Genomic DNA, 16,890 nt, shown 5'->3' with positions numbered 1-16,890 from the left:
AAATTGAGTAAAGTATGGCTTTTAAGGACTCGTGGTATTACTTTGCAGACTCAATCGGCGCCTGTCGCAAAACCGTCTAAATTCCCCCTGCTGTTCGGCTTGCTCGTACTGGTATTACTGGGGCTTAATCTGCGTCCTTTGCTGACATCCGTAGGGCCACTAACCGATGAGCTACAAACCATCACAGGTCTGTCTTTCAGTGAGATATCGCTGTTAACGACACTGCCCATTCTAATGATTGGCTTAATGGCCTTATTTGCCGGGCGGGTGACAACCGCTTTGGGTTATCGGCAAGGTATTGGGCTGGGCTTGTTGATTCTGTGCGCAGGCCTTACTGCCCGGCTATTTGAGCCGACCAGCACCAGTATGATTACCAGTGCTTTAGTGGGCGGAGTTGGTATTGCGTTACTGCATATCGTTATTCCGGAACTGACCAAACAACAGTATTTGAATCGTTTGGGTATGGTCACTGGCCTTTGGTCTGCGGCACTCATGGGCGGCGCGGCGCTAGGTGCTGTCGCTACGCCATGGGCTGCAAATTTATTACCAGAGCGCTTTCAGGCACTAGGCAGCTGGTCTCTTTTAGCGGCGATAGTGCTGATTATTTGGTACTTACCTTTTAACCGCACACCGGTTGCCAGCATTCCTCCCCGGCACCTGTTATTGCGGGCTCACCGTTACCCCAGGGCTTGGCTCCTGGGTATTTATTTTGCCCTGGTGAATGCAGGATACGCCGGATTTATTGCGTGGATAGCGCCATTTTATGGTGAATTCAGTTGGCCCGCACAAAAAGCAGGGAATTTACTGGCGTTGTTTTCTCTGGTTCAGGTTATTGGAGCTTTGCTGCTACCGGCTCTATCGCGCACACAAGACCGACGGTTGTGGCTAACAGCCGCGGTACTTATTCAAATGGCAGGCTTTGCGGGGTTAAGCTGGTTTCCGACCGAAGCTCCCTGGCTATGGTCGGCACTTTGCGGCTTTGGCTTAGGTGGTGCCTTCCCGCTATGTATTGTTATGGCGCTGGACCATATCGATAACCCTGTGCAGGCAGGGCGCCTGGTTTCTTTTATGCAGGGTATTGGCTTTATGTTTGCCAGCCTGATGCCGTTGTTGACCGGATGGTTCAGAGACGTTTACGGTAATTACAGTTTAGGCTGGCAGTTACATATTATTGTCGGCATTCTTATTTTGCTTATAACCTGGCAATTTAACCCTAACAGCTACCGTGGCCTGTTTAACTTGCGGGAATAATTCTCGCAATTATATCATCGGCCAGGCTTTCCAGCTGCTGCCGCGGAATTTCTCGCCTGGCCATGGTTCGTAAACCAATAATATTCGTCTGTAATAAAAGGCCTAGACGTTCAGGAGACTGCGAACTACCAATTTCTCCTCGCTGCTGCGCCTGCTGAAACGCCTCTGTAAAAAGCTGCTCGAATTTTTCAAGATAACTTTGTACCGGCTCGCTAAACGCTTTGTCTTCCGGCGTAAATTCCAGCAAGGTTTTTACCAGCATACAAGCCTGCGTTGGTGCACAGGTTGCTGTCACTACCGCAATGTTACGAAGGTACAAACTTATTCCCTGCAGCACCGAAGATTTTTGCGCTAAGGCTTGCTTAAACTCTTCCTCTGCGAGAGAGGAATATTCTTCAAGGGTCTCTTTAAACAGGGCTTCTTTATTGCCAAATGCAGCATAAATACTTCCTGGCCTCATATCCATTTCTTCCTCTATGTCTTTCATAGAGGTTGCGTGGTATCCCTTGCGCCAGAAAAGCTTCAGCGCATTGTTAAGCGCTGTTTCCCGGTGAAATTTAGGCGTTCTGGGCATTATCTTTATCCTTAATTATTTACCTGAAGGCAAGTATAGACCTGCTTGTTGTTAATTTCACTTTAAGAAGTGTTAAGAAAACATGATCTAAATATCTCGGGCTCCACTATTAACCCATACATTTCGTACTTAGAGGTAACACAATGGAGATTGTTCAATTCGGTTCTGATGATATCGAAAACACTTTATCTAAAATGTCAGATGACAAGTTAAACGACATTGCTTTTGGCGCTATTCAGTTAGACGCTAGCGGTAAAATTATTCAATACAACGCCGCCGAAGGCGACATTACCGGTCGTGATCCGGGCGCTGTCGTTGGCAAAAACTTCTTTAACGAAGTGGCGCCATGTACCAACAGCCCTGAGTTTAAAGGGCGCTTCGACGAAGGCGTTAAAAGCGGTAATTTAAACACCATGTTTGAATATGTTTTTGATTACGAAATGCAGCCGACCAAAGTTAAAGTTCATATGAAGAAAGCTTTAACCGGCGACACCTACTGGGTATTCGTGAAGCGACTATAAAGTGACAGACTCACTTCAGCAGCACCTTGTTGTTACTGTCATCGGCGATATTATCGCCGATGAACTTGCGCGTATGCGCCCGACTGAAAGTGAGCACTGGAAACGTCGTCAATGGCATGAAGACGACACTTTAGTGGCAAAACACAAATCAACCAAAGACAGTGGCGAGGATGAAGTTCCAGTTGATTCTTTGGAAAGACTGGCTTTAGCTGGTCGTGTAGTTCAGTTCTTTCATATGGGAGACAGCGGAGTTGAAGATTACCTTCTGCGCCGTAACAGTCTGGCCGAATGGGCTGAAGTTGTTCTGAAATCGCGGCAAGTTCACACCCAAAACTTAACAGTTACCACTTCCGGCAGCACCGGCCAACCTAAGGCCTGCGAGCATTCATGGAGTACATTAGTTGAGGAAGTGAGAGAGTTTGTCCGCATCTTTGAAAACGATTATGAGTTATCTCCAGCTCGTATTGTCGCTTTAGTGCCCAGCCATCATATTTACGGCTTCCTGTTTACCATATTGTTGCCGCATCTTGTTGATGCCCCGGTGCTGCGCGGCTTTAAAGCTTATAGCCATGTTCGCAACGGAGGCTTACGTGCCGGAGATGTTGTTGTCGGTTACCCTGAGTTACTCACTCAGTTATCGTCAGAGATGCCACCATTACCGCCCGGAGTACTTTTTCTTAGCTCTGCCGGACCATGCCCGGCCAGTACGGTGCACCAGTTGTATGCTATAGGCGCAGCTCGCGCTGTCGAAATTTATGGTAGTTCAGAGACTGCAGGTATGGGCTACCGGAGTAAACCAGAAAATAACTACCGTCTGTTATCACGCTGGCGCAAAAATACAGAAAACCAACAGCAGCTAATTGATAAAAAAACAAAAGTTAATTACGAAATACCAGATAATACCCGATGGCATACAGAGGATGAATTCCAAATTACCGGACGAGTCGACGAGGCTGTTTCGATACGAGGGATCAATGTGTTCCCGGCTCATATTGCTAAGTGTCTGCGTCAACACCCGGCAGTTGCCGATGCAACGGTACGCCCGATGAGAGCTGATGAAGGCTGTGGGCTGAAGGCCTTTATTGTTTTACAAGAAAGTATTAACGAAACGGTTACCGAGCAAAGTGTTCAAACCTGGTTAAGTGACAACCTCTGTGCCGCGGAAATACCTGAACGAATTAGCTTTGGGGAGCAATTACCCATAAATTCTATGGGTAAGGCGCAAGACTGGAGTATCGATAACTCGCCAACGGGTAAGCCGTTAGATTAATTCAACGCACGCAATAACACATCGTCAAATCTTAGATCCGTTATCTGTGCACACTCTAACGCTATTTTGTGCTCAATTTCGTGCTGCTCTAACAACTGCCGGGTAGCCTTTAGGCAGTTCTTATTTTGCTCAGCCGACAACGTTGACATGAGTACAACGATAATTCCTTTTCCCAAGCAACCCGGAGTGTCGTAATCCTGAATATTCTGACGAACAATTTTACTGACCGCTTTTAAAGTTTCTGCGTTGTTAGCAACTCGCACGACCATCAAATAATACTGATGCTCAGAATGAGCCTGATATAAGCTAAAGCGCCGTTGCAAAGACTGCAGCATCAGCCTGCGATTATAAAACCCGGTGTGTTCGTCATTACCACCAGTTTCTCTGAGCCTGAGTTCCAGCTCTTTATAATCGGTAATATCCTGCGTGGTACCAAAAATAATTTCACGCCCGGCTTCGTCAATATGGTAAATCCCCGAGCGTCTTAACCATCGAATTTCACCGTCACCCAACATAACGCGATGCTCGACATCTCTCGCGCCGGACTGTTTAACGGCATTTATTGCTTCTGTTACAGCTTGCCTATCTTCAGGATGAGTTCTTTCTAAAGTCAGAGCCAAGGAGGGGGTAACTTTGGCCTTGTTCAGTCCATGCAAATTGTACATGGTATCCGACCACTGCGACTGCCCGGTTTCTAAGTCGAGCTGCCAATGGCCTAACCCGGCAACTCGTTCAGCAAGCATTAAATTTCGCTGGTTCTCTTCAACTTTCAGCTCCAGCATTTTTCTCTCAGTAATGTCCAGCATCTGTCCATTCCAGAGTGTACTGCCGTCGGCCTGTTGACTGGTCACTGCGTGCCCGTATATCCAGCTTACTCTTCCATTTTTAATCACTCGATACTCTTTCACCCACAAATATTGATAGCGGGCAGAGTTGTGCATACTGCTCAAAACAGATTGTAAGTCGTCGGGATGAATAATTTCACTCAGCAATGTCACGTCATTTGCCAGTGACTCAGCAGAGCACCCAAAAATGGCCTCAACGCCCTGACTGACATAATTAAATTTCAATTGCCCGTCCGGTGAGCGTTCAAGCTGGTATAGCGCACCCGGTACCGAGTTTGCTAAATGTTCAAGATTAACCAAGCTTTTTTCAAAATCCATAAACTGCAACATGACTCTTTATCGACAACCATAACAGCCATAATCTTAACCTACAGGCCAGAAACTAGACAGCAAATAAATGCAAAGTGACCCATTACAAATCTTTTTAAGTAGTCTATATATAAATAAATCATAATAAAAACAGGAGCTTTTATGTCAGCCGAGAAGCAAAAATGGCATTCTGCAATTTTACTGCCAGTATTTCTTCCTGCGGTTATCGTTATAGCTTTACTGGTTATAGGCACTTTAAGTGCCCCGGAAAAAGCCGGCGAGCTGTTTGACTGGACCCTGGCTGGTATTACCGACAACTTCGGTTGGTTTTATATGTTAGCGGTCGCACTTTTTCTCATGTTCATTATTGGTGTGGCTGTTTCAAGTTGGGGCAAAATTAAATTAGGACCCGACCATTGCGAACCGGAGTACAGTTTTACGTCCTGGTTCGCCATGCTCTTTTCGGCCGGGTACGGTATTGCCTTGCTGTTCTTTGGTGTATCCGAGCCCATACTGCATTACGCGGAACCACCGGCTGGCGCTGCAGAAACCGTGAGTTCAGCCAAGCAGGCCATGCAAATTGCGTATTTCCACTGGGGTTTTCATATCTGGGCGATATACGGCTTAGTCGGTTTAGTACTGGCTTACTTTTCGTTTCGCCACGGGTTACCGCTTTCTATGCGCTCAACGCTCTACCCGCTTATTGGCGACAGAATCAACGGCCCTATTGGACACACAGTCGACACCTTCGCCATCCTCGGTACTATGTTTGGTATTGCAACAACCCTTGGGCTTTCGGTTATTCAAATTAACGCCGGCCTAAATTACTTATGGGAAGACATTCCGGTTGGAACAACGGTTCAGGTTATTACCATTGGACTCATCACGTTAGCAGCCATCGCATCGGTCGTTGCAGGCATGGATAAAGGCATTAAGCGACTCTCCCTAATCAACATTACCTTAGTCATATTCTTGTTGCTGTTTGTTTTTGCGGTTGGACCTACTATCCATATTCTGGAAACTTTCTTGCAAAATACCGGCGCGTACTTAAGCGGCATTGTAGAGCGCACCTTTAATCTACAGGCCTATGAGCGCAGTGACTGGATTGGTAACTGGACATTATTTATCTTTGGCTGGACTATTGCCTGGGCACCTTTTGTCGGGCTGTTTATTGCCAAAATCAGCCGCGGTCGCACCATCCGCCAGTTTGTTTTTGGCGTTATGCTGGTGCCAACCATATTCACTTTCTTCTGGTTTGCCGTGTTCGGTGATACAGCACTGAATATGATCATGAATGAAGGTTACACAACCTTAATTTCAGAAGTTCAGGATAACCAGGCGGTAGCGTTGTTTAAGCTCTACGAGAATCTACCTATGACCAGTGTCCTGAGCTTCCTGACAGTACTGTTAATTATCACCTTCTTTGTAACGTCATCGGATTCTGGCTCATTGGTTATTGATTCATTGTCCTCCGGCGGCATGATGGAAACGCCTGTCTGGCAGCGTGTTTTCTGGGCGAGCACTGAAGGTATTGTTGCATCCGTATTGCTCGTAGCGGGGGGCTTAGGTGCTCTGCAAACCGCCGCTATCACCAGTGCATTACCCTTTGCGGTAATTATCTTAATCTCGGCAGCGGGTATGTGGCGCGCGCTCATAATTGAAGGTCATCAGTCTAAGAGCCTTCAGAGTCATCGCCATTCTCATCGTCGCGGAGTCAATGAGGGAGCCGACTATTGGAAAAAACGTCTGGCTGGGCTGGTCGACTTTCCGAATAAAGAGTCAGTACTTAAGTTTATCAATGGACCAGCTACCGAAAGCATGAAAAAGGTGCGGGACGAATTGAAAGGCCAGGACTGGCCGGCAGAATTCAGGGCTGACGAAGAGCACAACCGCATTATTCTCAGCGTTGAGCGAAAAGGCGACTTAGAATTTGCTTACGAAATTCGCTTAAAAGACTACCTGCTGCCAGAGTATGCTTTAACTAACGATGAAGGCAGAGAAGTTTATTATCGAGCTGAAGTATTCCTCAGACAAGGTGGGCAGTCTTATAATCTATATGGTTATGAGCAGACTGATATCATCAACGATGTGATTAATCAGTTTGAGAACTATCTGCACTTCCGTCATAACAGTCCCGGAGTTCTCCCGTGGGACCTTGAAAAGCATGACGAAGACCTGAATGAAGACCTTGAATCACAAAAGTAAAAGGAACGTAAAGAAGCCGCTCTCCGGAGCGGCTTTTTAGTGGTCGGACTGTTGATAGCAGGAGACATGTGCGAGAATAGCCATATTGTCAGTATGGAGTTTAACTATCACTATGGAACGTGTTGATACAAGCCCGCAAAAGCTAAGCCCGATGCCCAGCATGTTACTGCGTTCTCTGTTAACGTTACAACGCAGCGATGAGTCAGCAGCAGAGTCTGAAACTTTGCTCAAAGAGTATTCTATTCCCGCGCCAACAGCTAAGCATCTGAGCCGTTATCAACAGTCGTTTGGTGGTTTTGTCAGTGATGTTCCTCTGGCCATGCTGTACTGCATTGCGCAAAGAGCTCATTTATCGCAAATGCTCGATGACAGCTTTCCCTGGCCTGCGCCTGGTCTGGTTCATGTCAGCAATAAAATTGAGCGTCATCAGGTCATTTCTGCGCAAGCGCCTTTTCAGCTGGTATCCAGAGTAAAAGTACCTAAGCGCGGCCCTGATGTTTCTCCGCGTCGCCTGCGCCCCCAGTTTGTGGTTGAGTTCTGGCAAAATAATGAGAAAGTGGCAACATGCTCCAGCGTTTATCAGGTGATGAGTGGACAGAATGCTGGAACAACGAAAAAATCGACGCCTCCGATAAAAGTATTTGAGCCGGAAGCCAGCTGGGAAAATCTCAGTCACTGGCAATTAGGCAGTGGTATGGGCCGACGCTATGCACGCATTTCCGGCGACTTTAACCCAATTCACCTGCATCCGCTGGTCTCACGCTGGTTTGGCTTTGAAAAACCAATTATTCATGGCATGTATATGATGGCAAGAGCTCAGGCTGAGCTTGAGCAGCGTCAGCAAAAAGCCGTAACTTATATCGACGTTACCTTTAAGCGCCCGGTTATTTTACCTGCACGGGTGCAGCTATGGGCGTCAGAGCAAGGTGATAAAACCAAATACGAAGTGCGCAGTGCGGATCACAGTTCATTGAAACTGGAAGGGTCAGTTCGTTTCGACTAACCCTTCCGGGTGGTGCATTACTGGTGCTTATAAACCTTGCCGTCTTTCATCACGAAACTCACATTTTGTAATACCGTGATGTCCTCCAGCGGGTTTCCTTTTACAGCAACAATATCGGCCAATTTACCTTCTTCAAGATGCCCAATATTGTCATTCTTCAGTATTTTCGCTGCCGTTTTAGTCGCTGACTGAATTGCCTCAGCTTCTGATACGCCGGCCTCTACCATGTACTGGAATTCAAGCGCGTTATCGCCATGCGCCGAAACACCACTATCGGTGCCAAAGGCGAAATTCACTCCAGCTTTGTACGCTTTAGCAAAAGTATTCTGAATTTTAGGTCCTATGGCACGGGCTTTGGGTCTGACAACATCAGGGAAATAACCGTCAATTTCAGCTTTCTTGGCAACAAATTTACCGGCCATAATTGTCGGAACCAAATACGTGCCATGCTCTTTCATCGCGGCAATTACTTCGTCATCCATGTAAGTGCCGTGTTCCACCGAGGTGATACCTGCTTTCACAGCACGTAGCATACCCGCTTTGCCGTGAGCATGGGCTGCAACGTGAAAGTTATAATCGTTGGCAATATCCACCAGAGCTTTTAACTCATCTTCGGTAAACTGCGGATTATCACCGCTGCTGGCCATACTTAAAACACCGCCGGTCGCGGTAATTTTGATGAAGTCCGCACCATCTTTATAATGCTGTCGTACCGCTTCACGGGCACCTGCGGCACTGTTGATTACGCCATCTTTAGGCGTAGGCCGCCCCATCAATTCCTCTTTCCAACTATTAGTCGGGTCAGCATGGCCGCCGGTTGTTGCCAGTGACTTGCCCGCAGAGTAGATTCGGGGACCGTCAACCACACCTGCATTCACTGCATCACGCAGAGCAATAGTCACGTTATGAGAGTCGCCTGGATTTCTTACTGTGGTAAAGCCCGCGTTCAGAGTCTTCATCCCGTAATGCTGAGCAGTTAAAGCAAGATCAGCCGGATTTTCGGTAAACTGCTTTATATATGAGTTTGGCCCTGACTGACCGTCAAGATGCACGTGCAAGTCAATGAGGCCGGGTAAACAGGTATGAGAACTTAAGTCAGTAACCGAAGCATCGTCACCCGGACTGTTCACTTTTACCGCCGTGATTTTGTTATCAGTGACTTCAATATAGCGTTCGCCGGCCAGCCGACCACTTTCACTATCAAAAACGTTTCCGCAATGCAGCCATTCACCGGCTTGAGCAGAATGACCGGCTAAGGCAACAGTCAATCCGATGGCTATCTTTTTCAGCATAGTTTTCCCTCATCTTCATTTTAGTTATTGTTCTTCTTTGATACTCCGAACTCTAACCAATTGCAACGACAGTGGCTAACATTGAGACAAAAAGTCAGTCTTTGTCGATAGTTACCGGAATAGGGGTACCCCAAAACTCTCGAATTTGTGCGTCGTTACTCACCAATGAAGCAAGCGTATAGTTGGACAGAAAGTCATAGAAGGTCTCTTTGCCCTGGTTAATCACATTTTTCAGCTCGCAAACGGGAAAAATAGCGCACTCGGGTTTATGGCAGTCGACCCAGTACTCATCACCTTCCAGTCGGCGTATGACTCTGTCCAGCCGTATATCAGCCGGTTCAATAGCCAGCAGGAAGCCACCATTTTTGCCGCGCCGCGTTTCAATTAAGCCTTCTTTGCCTAATTGATGAACGACCTTGTTTAAGTGATTGCGTGGCACATTGAATATGCCACTCAACTCATCAATAGTGGCGCGCTTCGTATCTTCTTTTGCAGCCAGATACATAAGAACTCTCAGACCGTAATCTGTGTACTTTTTTAATTGCATGGTGGCGCCCTTATACCTTTATTCGCTCTGTTGCTTAAATGTCATCTGACGACCTCCGCGAGTGCTCAATATCAAGCGTCCTTTATCATCAATATTCACTTGATAAACTCGTTCCAGAACACTGCTGAACTCTTGCGAGAGTTCGTTCGCTTCGCCGCTGCACGCCATTTTTGTGCTTCCGGTAAGCCGAATCTGGGCAAGTTCGCCACCCATGTTGTAATTCCCGAAATAACGATTACAACCATTAAAACCGGCAAGCTGACCGTCTTTTAAAAACTGAATGGTTGCGGGTTTAGAATGAATGGCATGCCCTTCAAATTCTGACAACTCCCAACTGGCCCCCTGAAGTAGCCATTCACTGTCGCCACCGCAGCCAGAATACATGCGGTCGGATTCCTGTAAATCGACCTGATAGGGGTACAAACGTCCACTCATTGAATCACGACAAAGTCTGTCAATGACAATAAGATGTTTGTCGGTTGTCGACTCGATACGCCACTCGTAAGGTTGCTCAGACACAACCTCCGCTGCGGCCAAGTCAATAATCGCTTCGCTTTCAGGGGTTGTCAGTGCCATATGCTGGGGGTTTACCGCCACTTGCCAGAAAGGTTCGTTGCCTTTCGCCGTAAAGTGTTTAGGTAAAGTGCCTTGCTCAACACAAAGTGGCATCTCCTGGCCCCGCCAGATAATATCGGCTTCGTTACCTTTACTCCAAAACTGAGTTAATGGTTCTTTATCATTTGAGTAGCGGGCTCCCGAGCCACTCACCGCCTGAGGTAACTCTTCTTGTTGCGACCCGTAACTTAACAGCACACCCTTTTCTTTTTGCAGCACACTGAGCTCGCTGGCTCCACACTGGTAATATGTCGGCACTTGCTCTTTCGGAGTTAACAGGGCGCAACCTGACAGCAGCATTACAACGAGAATAGAGACACTTCCTTTCATATGTATCGCAGGCATACTTGCCATCCTTATATTTTTAACCGTTAAGTTAGAATTCTATAGATCACGCTGGTAATTGCATTAATTCTTCCAAGTCTTTTTCAAATCTGCCGAACGGGCGCCAGAATAAAGAGTTAGATAAAAACGGTAGAATCTATTATTGCGAATCATTCTTATTTTAATTATCATTCACCTCGAATTTAATTAATCTAAAATAACTTTTTAAAAAAGGTGAAATGAGTCCGTTATGAAGAAAACGATCTTAGCCAGCACCATATTGACCGCTCTTGCAGCTCCCGCTATGGCCAATAATGCAGCAGGCGATACTGATATCGAACAAATCAAAATTATTGGCAGTAAAACAGATGCCCGCAATGTTGCCGGCTCCAGCGCTGTTATTGACGAAGAACAGATGCGCATTGAGGTTCCGAGCGACATTAACCAGTTAATGAAAACCATACCGGGTGTTTATGTCCGTGAAGAAGATGGCGAAGGCCTGCGTCCTAATATCGGTATTCGTGCTGCAACCGCCGGGCGTGTCAGCAAGGTCACTCTGCTGGAAGACGGCGTCATGATGGCCCCGGCACCTTATTCAAATCCGGCCGCCTACTACTTCCCGACGACCTTCCGTATGTCGTCAGTTGAAGTATTAAAAGGTGCACCTTTATTACGTTACGGCCCGCAAACAACAGGCGGCGTTTTAAACCTGGTGACAACACCTATTCCAGAAGACTTTGGTGGGCAGGTTCTGACTCAGTTTGGCGAAAACAGCAGTCGTGACATTCACGCTCACGTGGGCGGCACTGAAGGCCAGTGGGGATTTTTATTAGAAACCGTGCAACGCAGCAGCGACGGCTTCAAAGAAATTGACCGCAGCAGCCGCGATACCGGTTTTGATATTGAGGACTATGTTGCAAAACTGCAGTGGACTGGCGATCGCCAGAGTCTGTTAGCTAAAGTTCAGTACTCCGAAGAAATCTCAAATGAAACCTATCTTGGCCTGACTGATACCGATTTTGCTCAGAATGAAAATCGCCGTTATGGCCTTTCTGAAATTGATCAGATGGATAACTCGCACAAAGGCTACAGTTTAAACTATGCATTTGAAGCAACCGATAACCTGACCGTGAATGTTTTGGGTTACTATAATGAGTTTGCCCGTAACTGGTTCAAGCTGGATGGCGGCAATGCATACGTCAGTGCGGCTAACAACGGTGACGCCGATGCATTGGCTATTTTGCAAGGCACTCAGGATGAAGCCGGTTTGAACTACAAGAACAACAACCGCGCCTATGAATCTAAAGGTATTGAAGCCAATGCTCAGTTTGCTTTAGGGACTCATAACCTGGAAGTCGGTGTTCGTGACCACAGCGACGAGATGGATCGTTTTCAGCCGGTTGAAATTTATGACCAGGTTAACGGTAGTCTCGTATACCAGGGCGAAGTCATGCCAAGCGGCGGCAATAACCGTTTAGAAGGCGCTGACGCCGTCAGCTTCTGGTTAACCGACCAATGGCAGGCAACTGAAAACCTTAACGTACACTTTGCGCTGCGTTATGAAGACGTCGAGTCTTATCGTAATCAGTTTTCTGATACGGCTCGCGAGCAACTGGACAGCACGCGTTCAAACGACAGTGACGAGTGGTTGCCGGGCGTATCCTTCACTTATGACGTGAACGAAAACTGGCAGGTTCTGGCTGGCGCACATAAAGGTTTTTCTCCTTTAGGTGGCGGAGCCAAAGAGTTCCAGGAACCAGAAACCAGCAATAACTACGAAGCCGGTGTTCGTTTTAACCAAGGTTCATTCTTTGCGGAAGCCATTGGTTTCTACAGCGACTTTAGCGACACCACACAACAGTGTTCAATTGCTAACCCGTGTGACAACGGTGCTGAATCGGGCTCTTATGTTCTGGGTGAATCGACCGTAACGGGTCTGGAGTTACAGGCAAGCAATACCTTTGAATTGGGTCAGTTCCTTATGCCAGTTGATTTTGCTTACACCTACACTAAAGGTGAAATCAGTCAGGACAATGTGGTAACAGGTTTGATGGATGGCGATGAACTGAATGACATTCCGCAGAATACCTTCAGCGTTCGTATTGCACTAGACAACAATAAAGGCTGGGTAAACTATGTGGTCGGTAAATACATTGACGAAATGTGCGTCTCTGTTGGCTGTAACCGTGACAACAGCCGTTTCAACAAAACCGAATCACTGTTTGTGACCGACTTTGTCAGCCGTTATGAAGTCGACAACAACATGGCGGTTTATTTCAAAGTTGAGAACCTGTTCGATCAGCAGAAGATTGTTGCTCGCTCACCACATGGTGCGCGTCCGAACAAACCTCAAACAGCCTCTTTAGGTGTGGAATACACTTTCTAAAAAACAATCCCTCCCTGGATTTGTTATGGCCCCATTTTTATGGGGCCATTTTTTCTGGGCCGCCTTATTGCGCTAAGCTAATCAGGTAATCCGCTAACGCGCCCATGCCTGTTTTCTTAACACCCGCTTCGCGTTCTGCACTTTGATTATAATTGGTGTTAGTGTTCACATCGTAAACGTACAGTTCGCCTTTTGCGTCTTCAATAAACTCAATGCCGGCCACATCAATATCATTGGCTTTTAAAAAGGCTTCCAGCGCAAAAATAATTTCATGGTCATTAAAGCGCTGCGTAATAGTGAATTTATTCGGCTGGTCGTCTGCAACAGGCGCTTCACTGGTTGGGCAAAACGCATCATCCACACTGCACACATCGGCAGGGCATAACTCAAAGCCTTGCTCAGTGTTCACGTTAACCGCGTAAACAAATTTCTGCCCGACAAATTCGCTGCGCGTAATATGCGGCTGCTTTGGCTGAATGTATTCTTGTAACAGCCAAATGCCATCTAAAGGCTCTTCATAATCGTCGCTGTTTAGGTAGTTCTTTAAGCCAGCGACATCATCAAACTTAATAACACCTAAACCTTTACCACCGCGGTTAGGCTTTAAAATTAGTGGCCACTCGGCAAACTTTTCAGCCGCTTCTGTCAGCAGTTCTTTTCCCACCACTGCCTGCGTTTTCGGCACGCTAAGGCCGGCTTTCTGTAACGCCGCATACTGCGACAGCTTACACACTTCCAGCGCCAGCACACGGGTACCATTAACCACGGTTCTATTACTGTTTTCCAACCAGGTTAACGCCATGCGAGTCAGCTCCGGTGCAAAACGATGTCCTCTTGTATGCGAGGAGGCACTCATACGATTATAGTAAACCGCATCTTCCGGAAGCTCGGAAAAAGGTATAACCCCCGTATCCAGGAACCATTCTTTGGCTTGCACACCGCGCTTCTCAAACTCTGCTCTTAGTGGCACCAGCCACTCTTCATTTTCGTGCAGAATAACAATATCTCGCATGGTTACCTCTTAGCGTCTCAGCTGATGTATCAGCAGAACTACGACAATAAAAATAAGCCCTGACAACAATACCTGCCAGGGAACAAAAACGGCCAGCCCAAGACAACTGACTAAACCTAGTATGGATACCCATTTAGGCACAAAACGATCACTTTTTGTGACCTTCAGTGCCGCTAAATTCGTGATGCCATAATACACTAAAACCGTGAAGGCACTGAACGACCATGCGGTCTTTATATCACCAATTGCGACCAACACCAGCATGACAAAACAAGTTAACCAGGTTGCCGGTGGCGCCGAGGTTTGTTGGTCATTTAAGTTAGCAAAGCGCATTGGCAAATCGGCTCTGCGCCCCATGGCCAGAACCACCCGCGACACCCCCAAAATTAAGTTGAGAATAACTCCGCCCATAGCGACCACTGCACCCGCGGTGACCAACCATTGTATAGGTCCAGTTGGCAACAAACTCGCCAAAGAGAAGTGCTCCGCCTGGAAGTCCGCTATGCTGGGAAAATGCAAGAGCGCGCTACCAACCCCCAAATACAGAAGCGTCACAACCGCCAGAGTTAAAATAACGGCCAGCGGAATAACCTGACGCGGATTTTGTACCTCTTCCCCCATGGTGGCAATACGTCCGTAACCTGTGTAGGCAACAAAAAGCAGAGCTGCCGCCTGCAAAACGTGCCACCACTCGACCGAAGCCCGCTCAACAACGGCGGTTTGTTGATGACCTGTAATAATAAAAGCCAACAGAGCCACTATGCTCACCGTAACAATGGCTGCATTAACCCAGTTTGTGCGCTTAACGCCCCCCAGTACTAATAACGTAAATAGCACCAATACTGCGGCGGCTATCCACTGTGCTAAATATTCAGGTATTGCCGTGACATTCGTCACATACCAGCCTACCGCCAGCGCAGCGGTTGCCGCTGACGCACTTTTTGCTACTACGAACAAGCTACCCGCCGTTACGCCATAAGCCGGGGTCAGAAACCGATAACCATATTCATAGGTGCCGCCGCCTACTGAATGTGCGGAAGCTAACTGAGCCGAAGACAGGCCATTGCATAAAGCCGTTACTGCCGCAATGAGAATGGCCCATAAAACGGCACCACCGGCAATATCCGCACCAATACCCACACTAACGAACGCACCGGTACCTAAAATGGAACCCAGCCCTAAAACTATAGCTCCGGCCAGCGAGGTGGAACGCACGAGTTGTTGACTCATAGGCTGCCCTTTTTTCTTTCGTTGGTGATTCAGTCACTTCTCTATTATCTTACAGGGTAAAAGATGAACTGGATGTGACAACCACTTAATGAAACATTTAGCACTGGGACCCATAACCGCCCTTATTGTATTACTCACAACACAGCTGGCAAACATGCCGTTACCCGCGGCTCTAACCTTAAGCACCGTTGTCTGGGTGGCCTGGTGGTGGGTAACCGAGTGCATCCCTTTACCTGTCACCTCATTACTGCCTTTTGTGCTGCTTCCAACGTTTGGGGTTATCGACACACAAACCGCCGCAGGCGCTTTAGGTGACAATATTATCCTGTTGTTTATGGGCGCTTTTATGCTGGCCAAAGCCGTTGAAGCCAGCGGTGTTCATAAACGCATGGCTCTGTCTTTGATTGCCCGCATTGGTGCTGACAATGGTCGCAAAGTGGTTATTTCCTTTATGGCAGCAACCGCCTTTCTGTCCATGTGGATATCAAACACAGCGAGTGTTTTAGCACTTTTACCCGTTGCTTTAGCTCTGGCCGATGCCAGCGACGACGAAAATTTCCAGCGGGCTTTGCTGTTAGGCCTGGCCTACGCCGGCTCACTTGGCGGCGTCGCGACGTTAGTAGGAACACCACCAAATCTGATTTTTGCGTCTATTTACCAGAATATTACCGGCGTAGAATTCAGTTTTACCCGTTGGCTGGGCATTGGTTTACCCATGGTTCTGCTGGGGTTACCTATTATCGCACTTTGGTTAACGCGTAACGTCAAACTGTCAAAGCCACTTGAGTTGCCAACCACCAGTGAAATGACAACCTACGAAAAGCGCGTGCTGATGGTATTTGGTACTGTCGTCGTTTTGTGGATAACACGTACCGCTCCCTTTGGCGGCTGGACTGGATTGCTTGGCGTTGGCAGCCTCAATGACGCGACCGTTGCCCTGGCCGGCGTTGTCTCTATGTTTGTTATTCCTACCGGAAATGCGAAAAACGAGAAACTGTTAAACTGGCCGTTGGCTAGAGATATTCCCTGGGGCATTCTGCTATTATTTGCCGGCGGTATTTGCTTAGCCCGCGGCGTTATGGAAAGTGGGCTTGGCGAACTTATTGGTCAGTCTCTCACGGCGTTGGACGCTCTGCCATTGTGGTTACTGATTTTTGTTTTGAGTCTGACCGTATCCTTCGTTACAGAAGTCACCTCCAATACAGCAACTGCCACCTTGCTGATGCCAATTCTGGCTGCCACGGCAACAGCACTTGAGTTACCTATCGAGTTACTCATGATACCGGCGGTTATTGCCTGCAGTTGTGCCTTTTGCATGCCGGTGGCCACACCGCCAAACTCTATTGTTTTTGCCTCTAATAGAGTCACTATAAAAGACATGGCGAAAGAAGGCCTGGTACTGAATATTTTGCTGGCCATTGTCACAACACTAGTGGTATTAATTTTTGTCTAGTGCGCCGACAGCTCTGACAGGCTATAATCGCACGCTTTCATCTCCTCAAAAGG

Annotated in this window: 14 protein-coding genes; 7 read left to right on the top strand and 7 right to left on the bottom strand. The window is 47.5% G+C overall.

Annotation, left to right across the window (positions count from 1 at the left end; genetic code table 11):
- The first annotated feature begins 3 nt into the window (after positions 1-3).
- Entirely contained in the window at positions 4-1,251 is a 1,248-nt protein-coding gene (locus DEU30_RS11540) for a CynX/NimT family MFS transporter (RefSeq protein WP_227016382.1), read from the top strand.
- Here DEU30_RS11540 and DEU30_RS11535 read toward each other — a convergent pair.
- A complete protein-coding gene (locus DEU30_RS11535) occupies positions 1,235-1,825 on the bottom strand; it encodes a TetR/AcrR family transcriptional regulator (RefSeq protein WP_114982260.1) in 591 nt (196 codons plus the stop codon). The genes DEU30_RS11540 and DEU30_RS11535 overlap by 17 nt on opposite strands.
- Positions 1,826-1,968: 143 nt before the next feature.
- Here DEU30_RS11535 and pyp point away from each other — a divergent pair, with 143 nt between their 5' ends.
- Positions 1,969-2,346, top strand: a complete 378-nt coding sequence (pyp, locus tag DEU30_RS11530) for a photoactive yellow protein (protein ID WP_114982259.1) — start codon at positions 1,969-1,971, stop codon at positions 2,344-2,346.
- 1 nt (position 2,347) lies between these two features.
- Positions 2,348-3,616, top strand: a complete 1,269-nt coding sequence (locus DEU30_RS11525) for an AMP-binding protein (RefSeq protein WP_114982258.1) — start codon at positions 2,348-2,350, stop codon at positions 3,614-3,616.
- On the opposite strand, the gene DEU30_RS11520 is transcribed toward DEU30_RS11525, so the two are convergent.
- Positions 3,613-4,779 carry a PAS domain-containing protein gene (locus DEU30_RS11520; RefSeq protein WP_227016381.1) on the bottom strand — a complete coding sequence of 389 codons (1,167 nt, stop codon included), beginning with the start codon at positions 4,777-4,779 and terminating at the stop codon, positions 3,613-3,615. The genes DEU30_RS11525 and DEU30_RS11520 overlap by 4 nt on opposite strands.
- A gap of 153 nt (positions 4,780-4,932) precedes the next feature.
- On the opposite strand from DEU30_RS11520, the gene DEU30_RS11515 reads away from it, so the two are divergent.
- Complete coding sequence (locus tag DEU30_RS11515) at positions 4,933-6,975, top strand: BCCT family transporter (protein ID WP_114982256.1); 2,043 nt, start codon at positions 4,933-4,935, stop codon at positions 6,973-6,975.
- 112 nt (positions 6,976-7,087) lie between these two features.
- Complete coding sequence (locus tag DEU30_RS11510; protein ID WP_114982255.1) at positions 7,088-7,978, top strand: MaoC/PaaZ C-terminal domain-containing protein; 891 nt, start codon at positions 7,088-7,090, stop codon at positions 7,976-7,978.
- Between the two features lie 17 nt (positions 7,979-7,995).
- Here DEU30_RS11510 and DEU30_RS11505 read toward each other — a convergent pair whose 3' ends face one another.
- The 3 genes from DEU30_RS11505 to DEU30_RS11495 form a co-directional block, all read right to left on the bottom strand.
- Complete coding sequence (locus tag DEU30_RS11505) at positions 7,996-9,270, bottom strand: amidohydrolase family protein (RefSeq protein WP_114982254.1); 1,275 nt, start codon at positions 9,268-9,270, stop codon at positions 7,996-7,998.
- 94 nt (positions 9,271-9,364) lie between these two features.
- On the bottom strand, positions 9,365-9,817 hold the full coding sequence (locus DEU30_RS11500) for an Rrf2 family transcriptional regulator (RefSeq protein WP_110013448.1): 453 nt from the start codon (positions 9,815-9,817) through the stop codon (positions 9,365-9,367).
- Between the two features lie 18 nt (positions 9,818-9,835).
- Positions 9,836-10,777, bottom strand: coding sequence for an META domain-containing protein (locus DEU30_RS11495; protein ID WP_114982253.1), 942 nt, complete (start codon positions 10,775-10,777; stop codon positions 9,836-9,838).
- Positions 10,778-11,006: 229 nt separating this feature from the next.
- Between DEU30_RS11495 and DEU30_RS11490 the strand changes: the two genes are divergently transcribed.
- Positions 11,007-13,142: a TonB-dependent receptor gene (locus tag DEU30_RS11490; RefSeq protein ID WP_114982252.1), complete on the top strand. Its 2,136-nt coding sequence runs from the start codon at positions 11,007-11,009 to the stop codon at positions 13,140-13,142.
- A 64-nt stretch (positions 13,143-13,206) separates the two neighbouring features.
- Here DEU30_RS11490 and DEU30_RS11485 read toward each other — a convergent pair whose 3' ends face one another.
- Both DEU30_RS11485 and DEU30_RS11480 read right to left on the bottom strand, forming a co-directional pair.
- The gene (locus DEU30_RS11485; protein ID WP_114982251.1) at positions 13,207-14,154 is read right to left on the bottom strand and encodes an alpha-L-glutamate ligase; all 948 of its coding nucleotides are present in this window, start codon (positions 14,152-14,154) and stop codon (positions 13,207-13,209) included.
- 9 nt (positions 14,155-14,163) lie between these two features.
- Complete coding sequence (locus tag DEU30_RS11480) at positions 14,164-15,384, bottom strand: APC family permease (protein ID WP_114982250.1); 1,221 nt, start codon at positions 15,382-15,384, stop codon at positions 14,164-14,166.
- Between the two features lie 88 nt (positions 15,385-15,472).
- Between DEU30_RS11480 and DEU30_RS11475 the strand changes: the two genes are divergently transcribed.
- Complete coding sequence (locus DEU30_RS11475; protein ID WP_011235622.1) at positions 15,473-16,837, top strand: SLC13 family permease; 1,365 nt, start codon at positions 15,473-15,475, stop codon at positions 16,835-16,837.
- Positions 16,838-16,890: the final 53 nt, after the last annotated feature.

The organism is Idiomarina sp. 017G (assembly GCF_004362265.1).
Taxonomy (GTDB): domain Bacteria; phylum Pseudomonadota; class Gammaproteobacteria; order Enterobacterales; family Alteromonadaceae; genus Idiomarina; species Idiomarina loihiensis.
This window is presented reverse-complemented; position numbering and strand designations above follow the sequence as displayed.

What these genes read in the sequence shown, in the direction of transcription:
- DEU30_RS11535 (WP_114982260.1), bottom strand. Translation starts at nt 1,825, where the DNA reads ATGCCCAGAACGCCTAAATTTCACCGGGAAACAGCGCTTAACAATGCG.
- pyp (WP_114982259.1), top strand. Translation starts at nt 1,969, where the DNA reads ATGGAGATTGTTCAATTCGGTTCTGATGATATCGAAAACACTTTATCT.
- DEU30_RS11520 (WP_227016381.1), bottom strand. Translation starts at nt 4,779, where the DNA reads ATGGATTTTGAAAAAAGCTTGGTTAATCTTGAACATTTAGCAAACTCG.
- DEU30_RS11515 (WP_114982256.1), top strand. Translation starts at nt 4,933, where the DNA reads ATGTCAGCCGAGAAGCAAAAATGGCATTCTGCAATTTTACTGCCAGTA.
- DEU30_RS11510 (WP_114982255.1), top strand. Translation starts at nt 7,088, where the DNA reads ATGGAACGTGTTGATACAAGCCCGCAAAAGCTAAGCCCGATGCCCAGC.
- DEU30_RS11505 (WP_114982254.1), bottom strand. Translation starts at nt 9,270, where the DNA reads ATGCTGAAAAAGATAGCCATCGGATTGACTGTTGCCTTAGCCGGTCAT.
- DEU30_RS11500 (WP_110013448.1), bottom strand. Translation starts at nt 9,817, where the DNA reads ATGCAATTAAAAAAGTACACAGATTACGGTCTGAGAGTTCTTATGTAT.
- DEU30_RS11495 (WP_114982253.1), bottom strand. Translation starts at nt 10,777, where the DNA reads ATGCCTGCGATACATATGAAAGGAAGTGTCTCTATTCTCGTTGTAATG.
- DEU30_RS11490 (WP_114982252.1), top strand. Translation starts at nt 11,007, where the DNA reads ATGAAGAAAACGATCTTAGCCAGCACCATATTGACCGCTCTTGCAGCT.
- DEU30_RS11485 (WP_114982251.1), bottom strand. Translation starts at nt 14,154, where the DNA reads ATGCGAGATATTGTTATTCTGCACGAAAATGAAGAGTGGCTGGTGCCA.
- DEU30_RS11480 (WP_114982250.1), bottom strand. Translation starts at nt 15,384, where the DNA reads ATGAGTCAACAACTCGTGCGTTCCACCTCGCTGGCCGGAGCTATAGTT.
- DEU30_RS11475 (WP_011235622.1), top strand. Translation starts at nt 15,473, where the DNA reads ATGAAACATTTAGCACTGGGACCCATAACCGCCCTTATTGTATTACTC.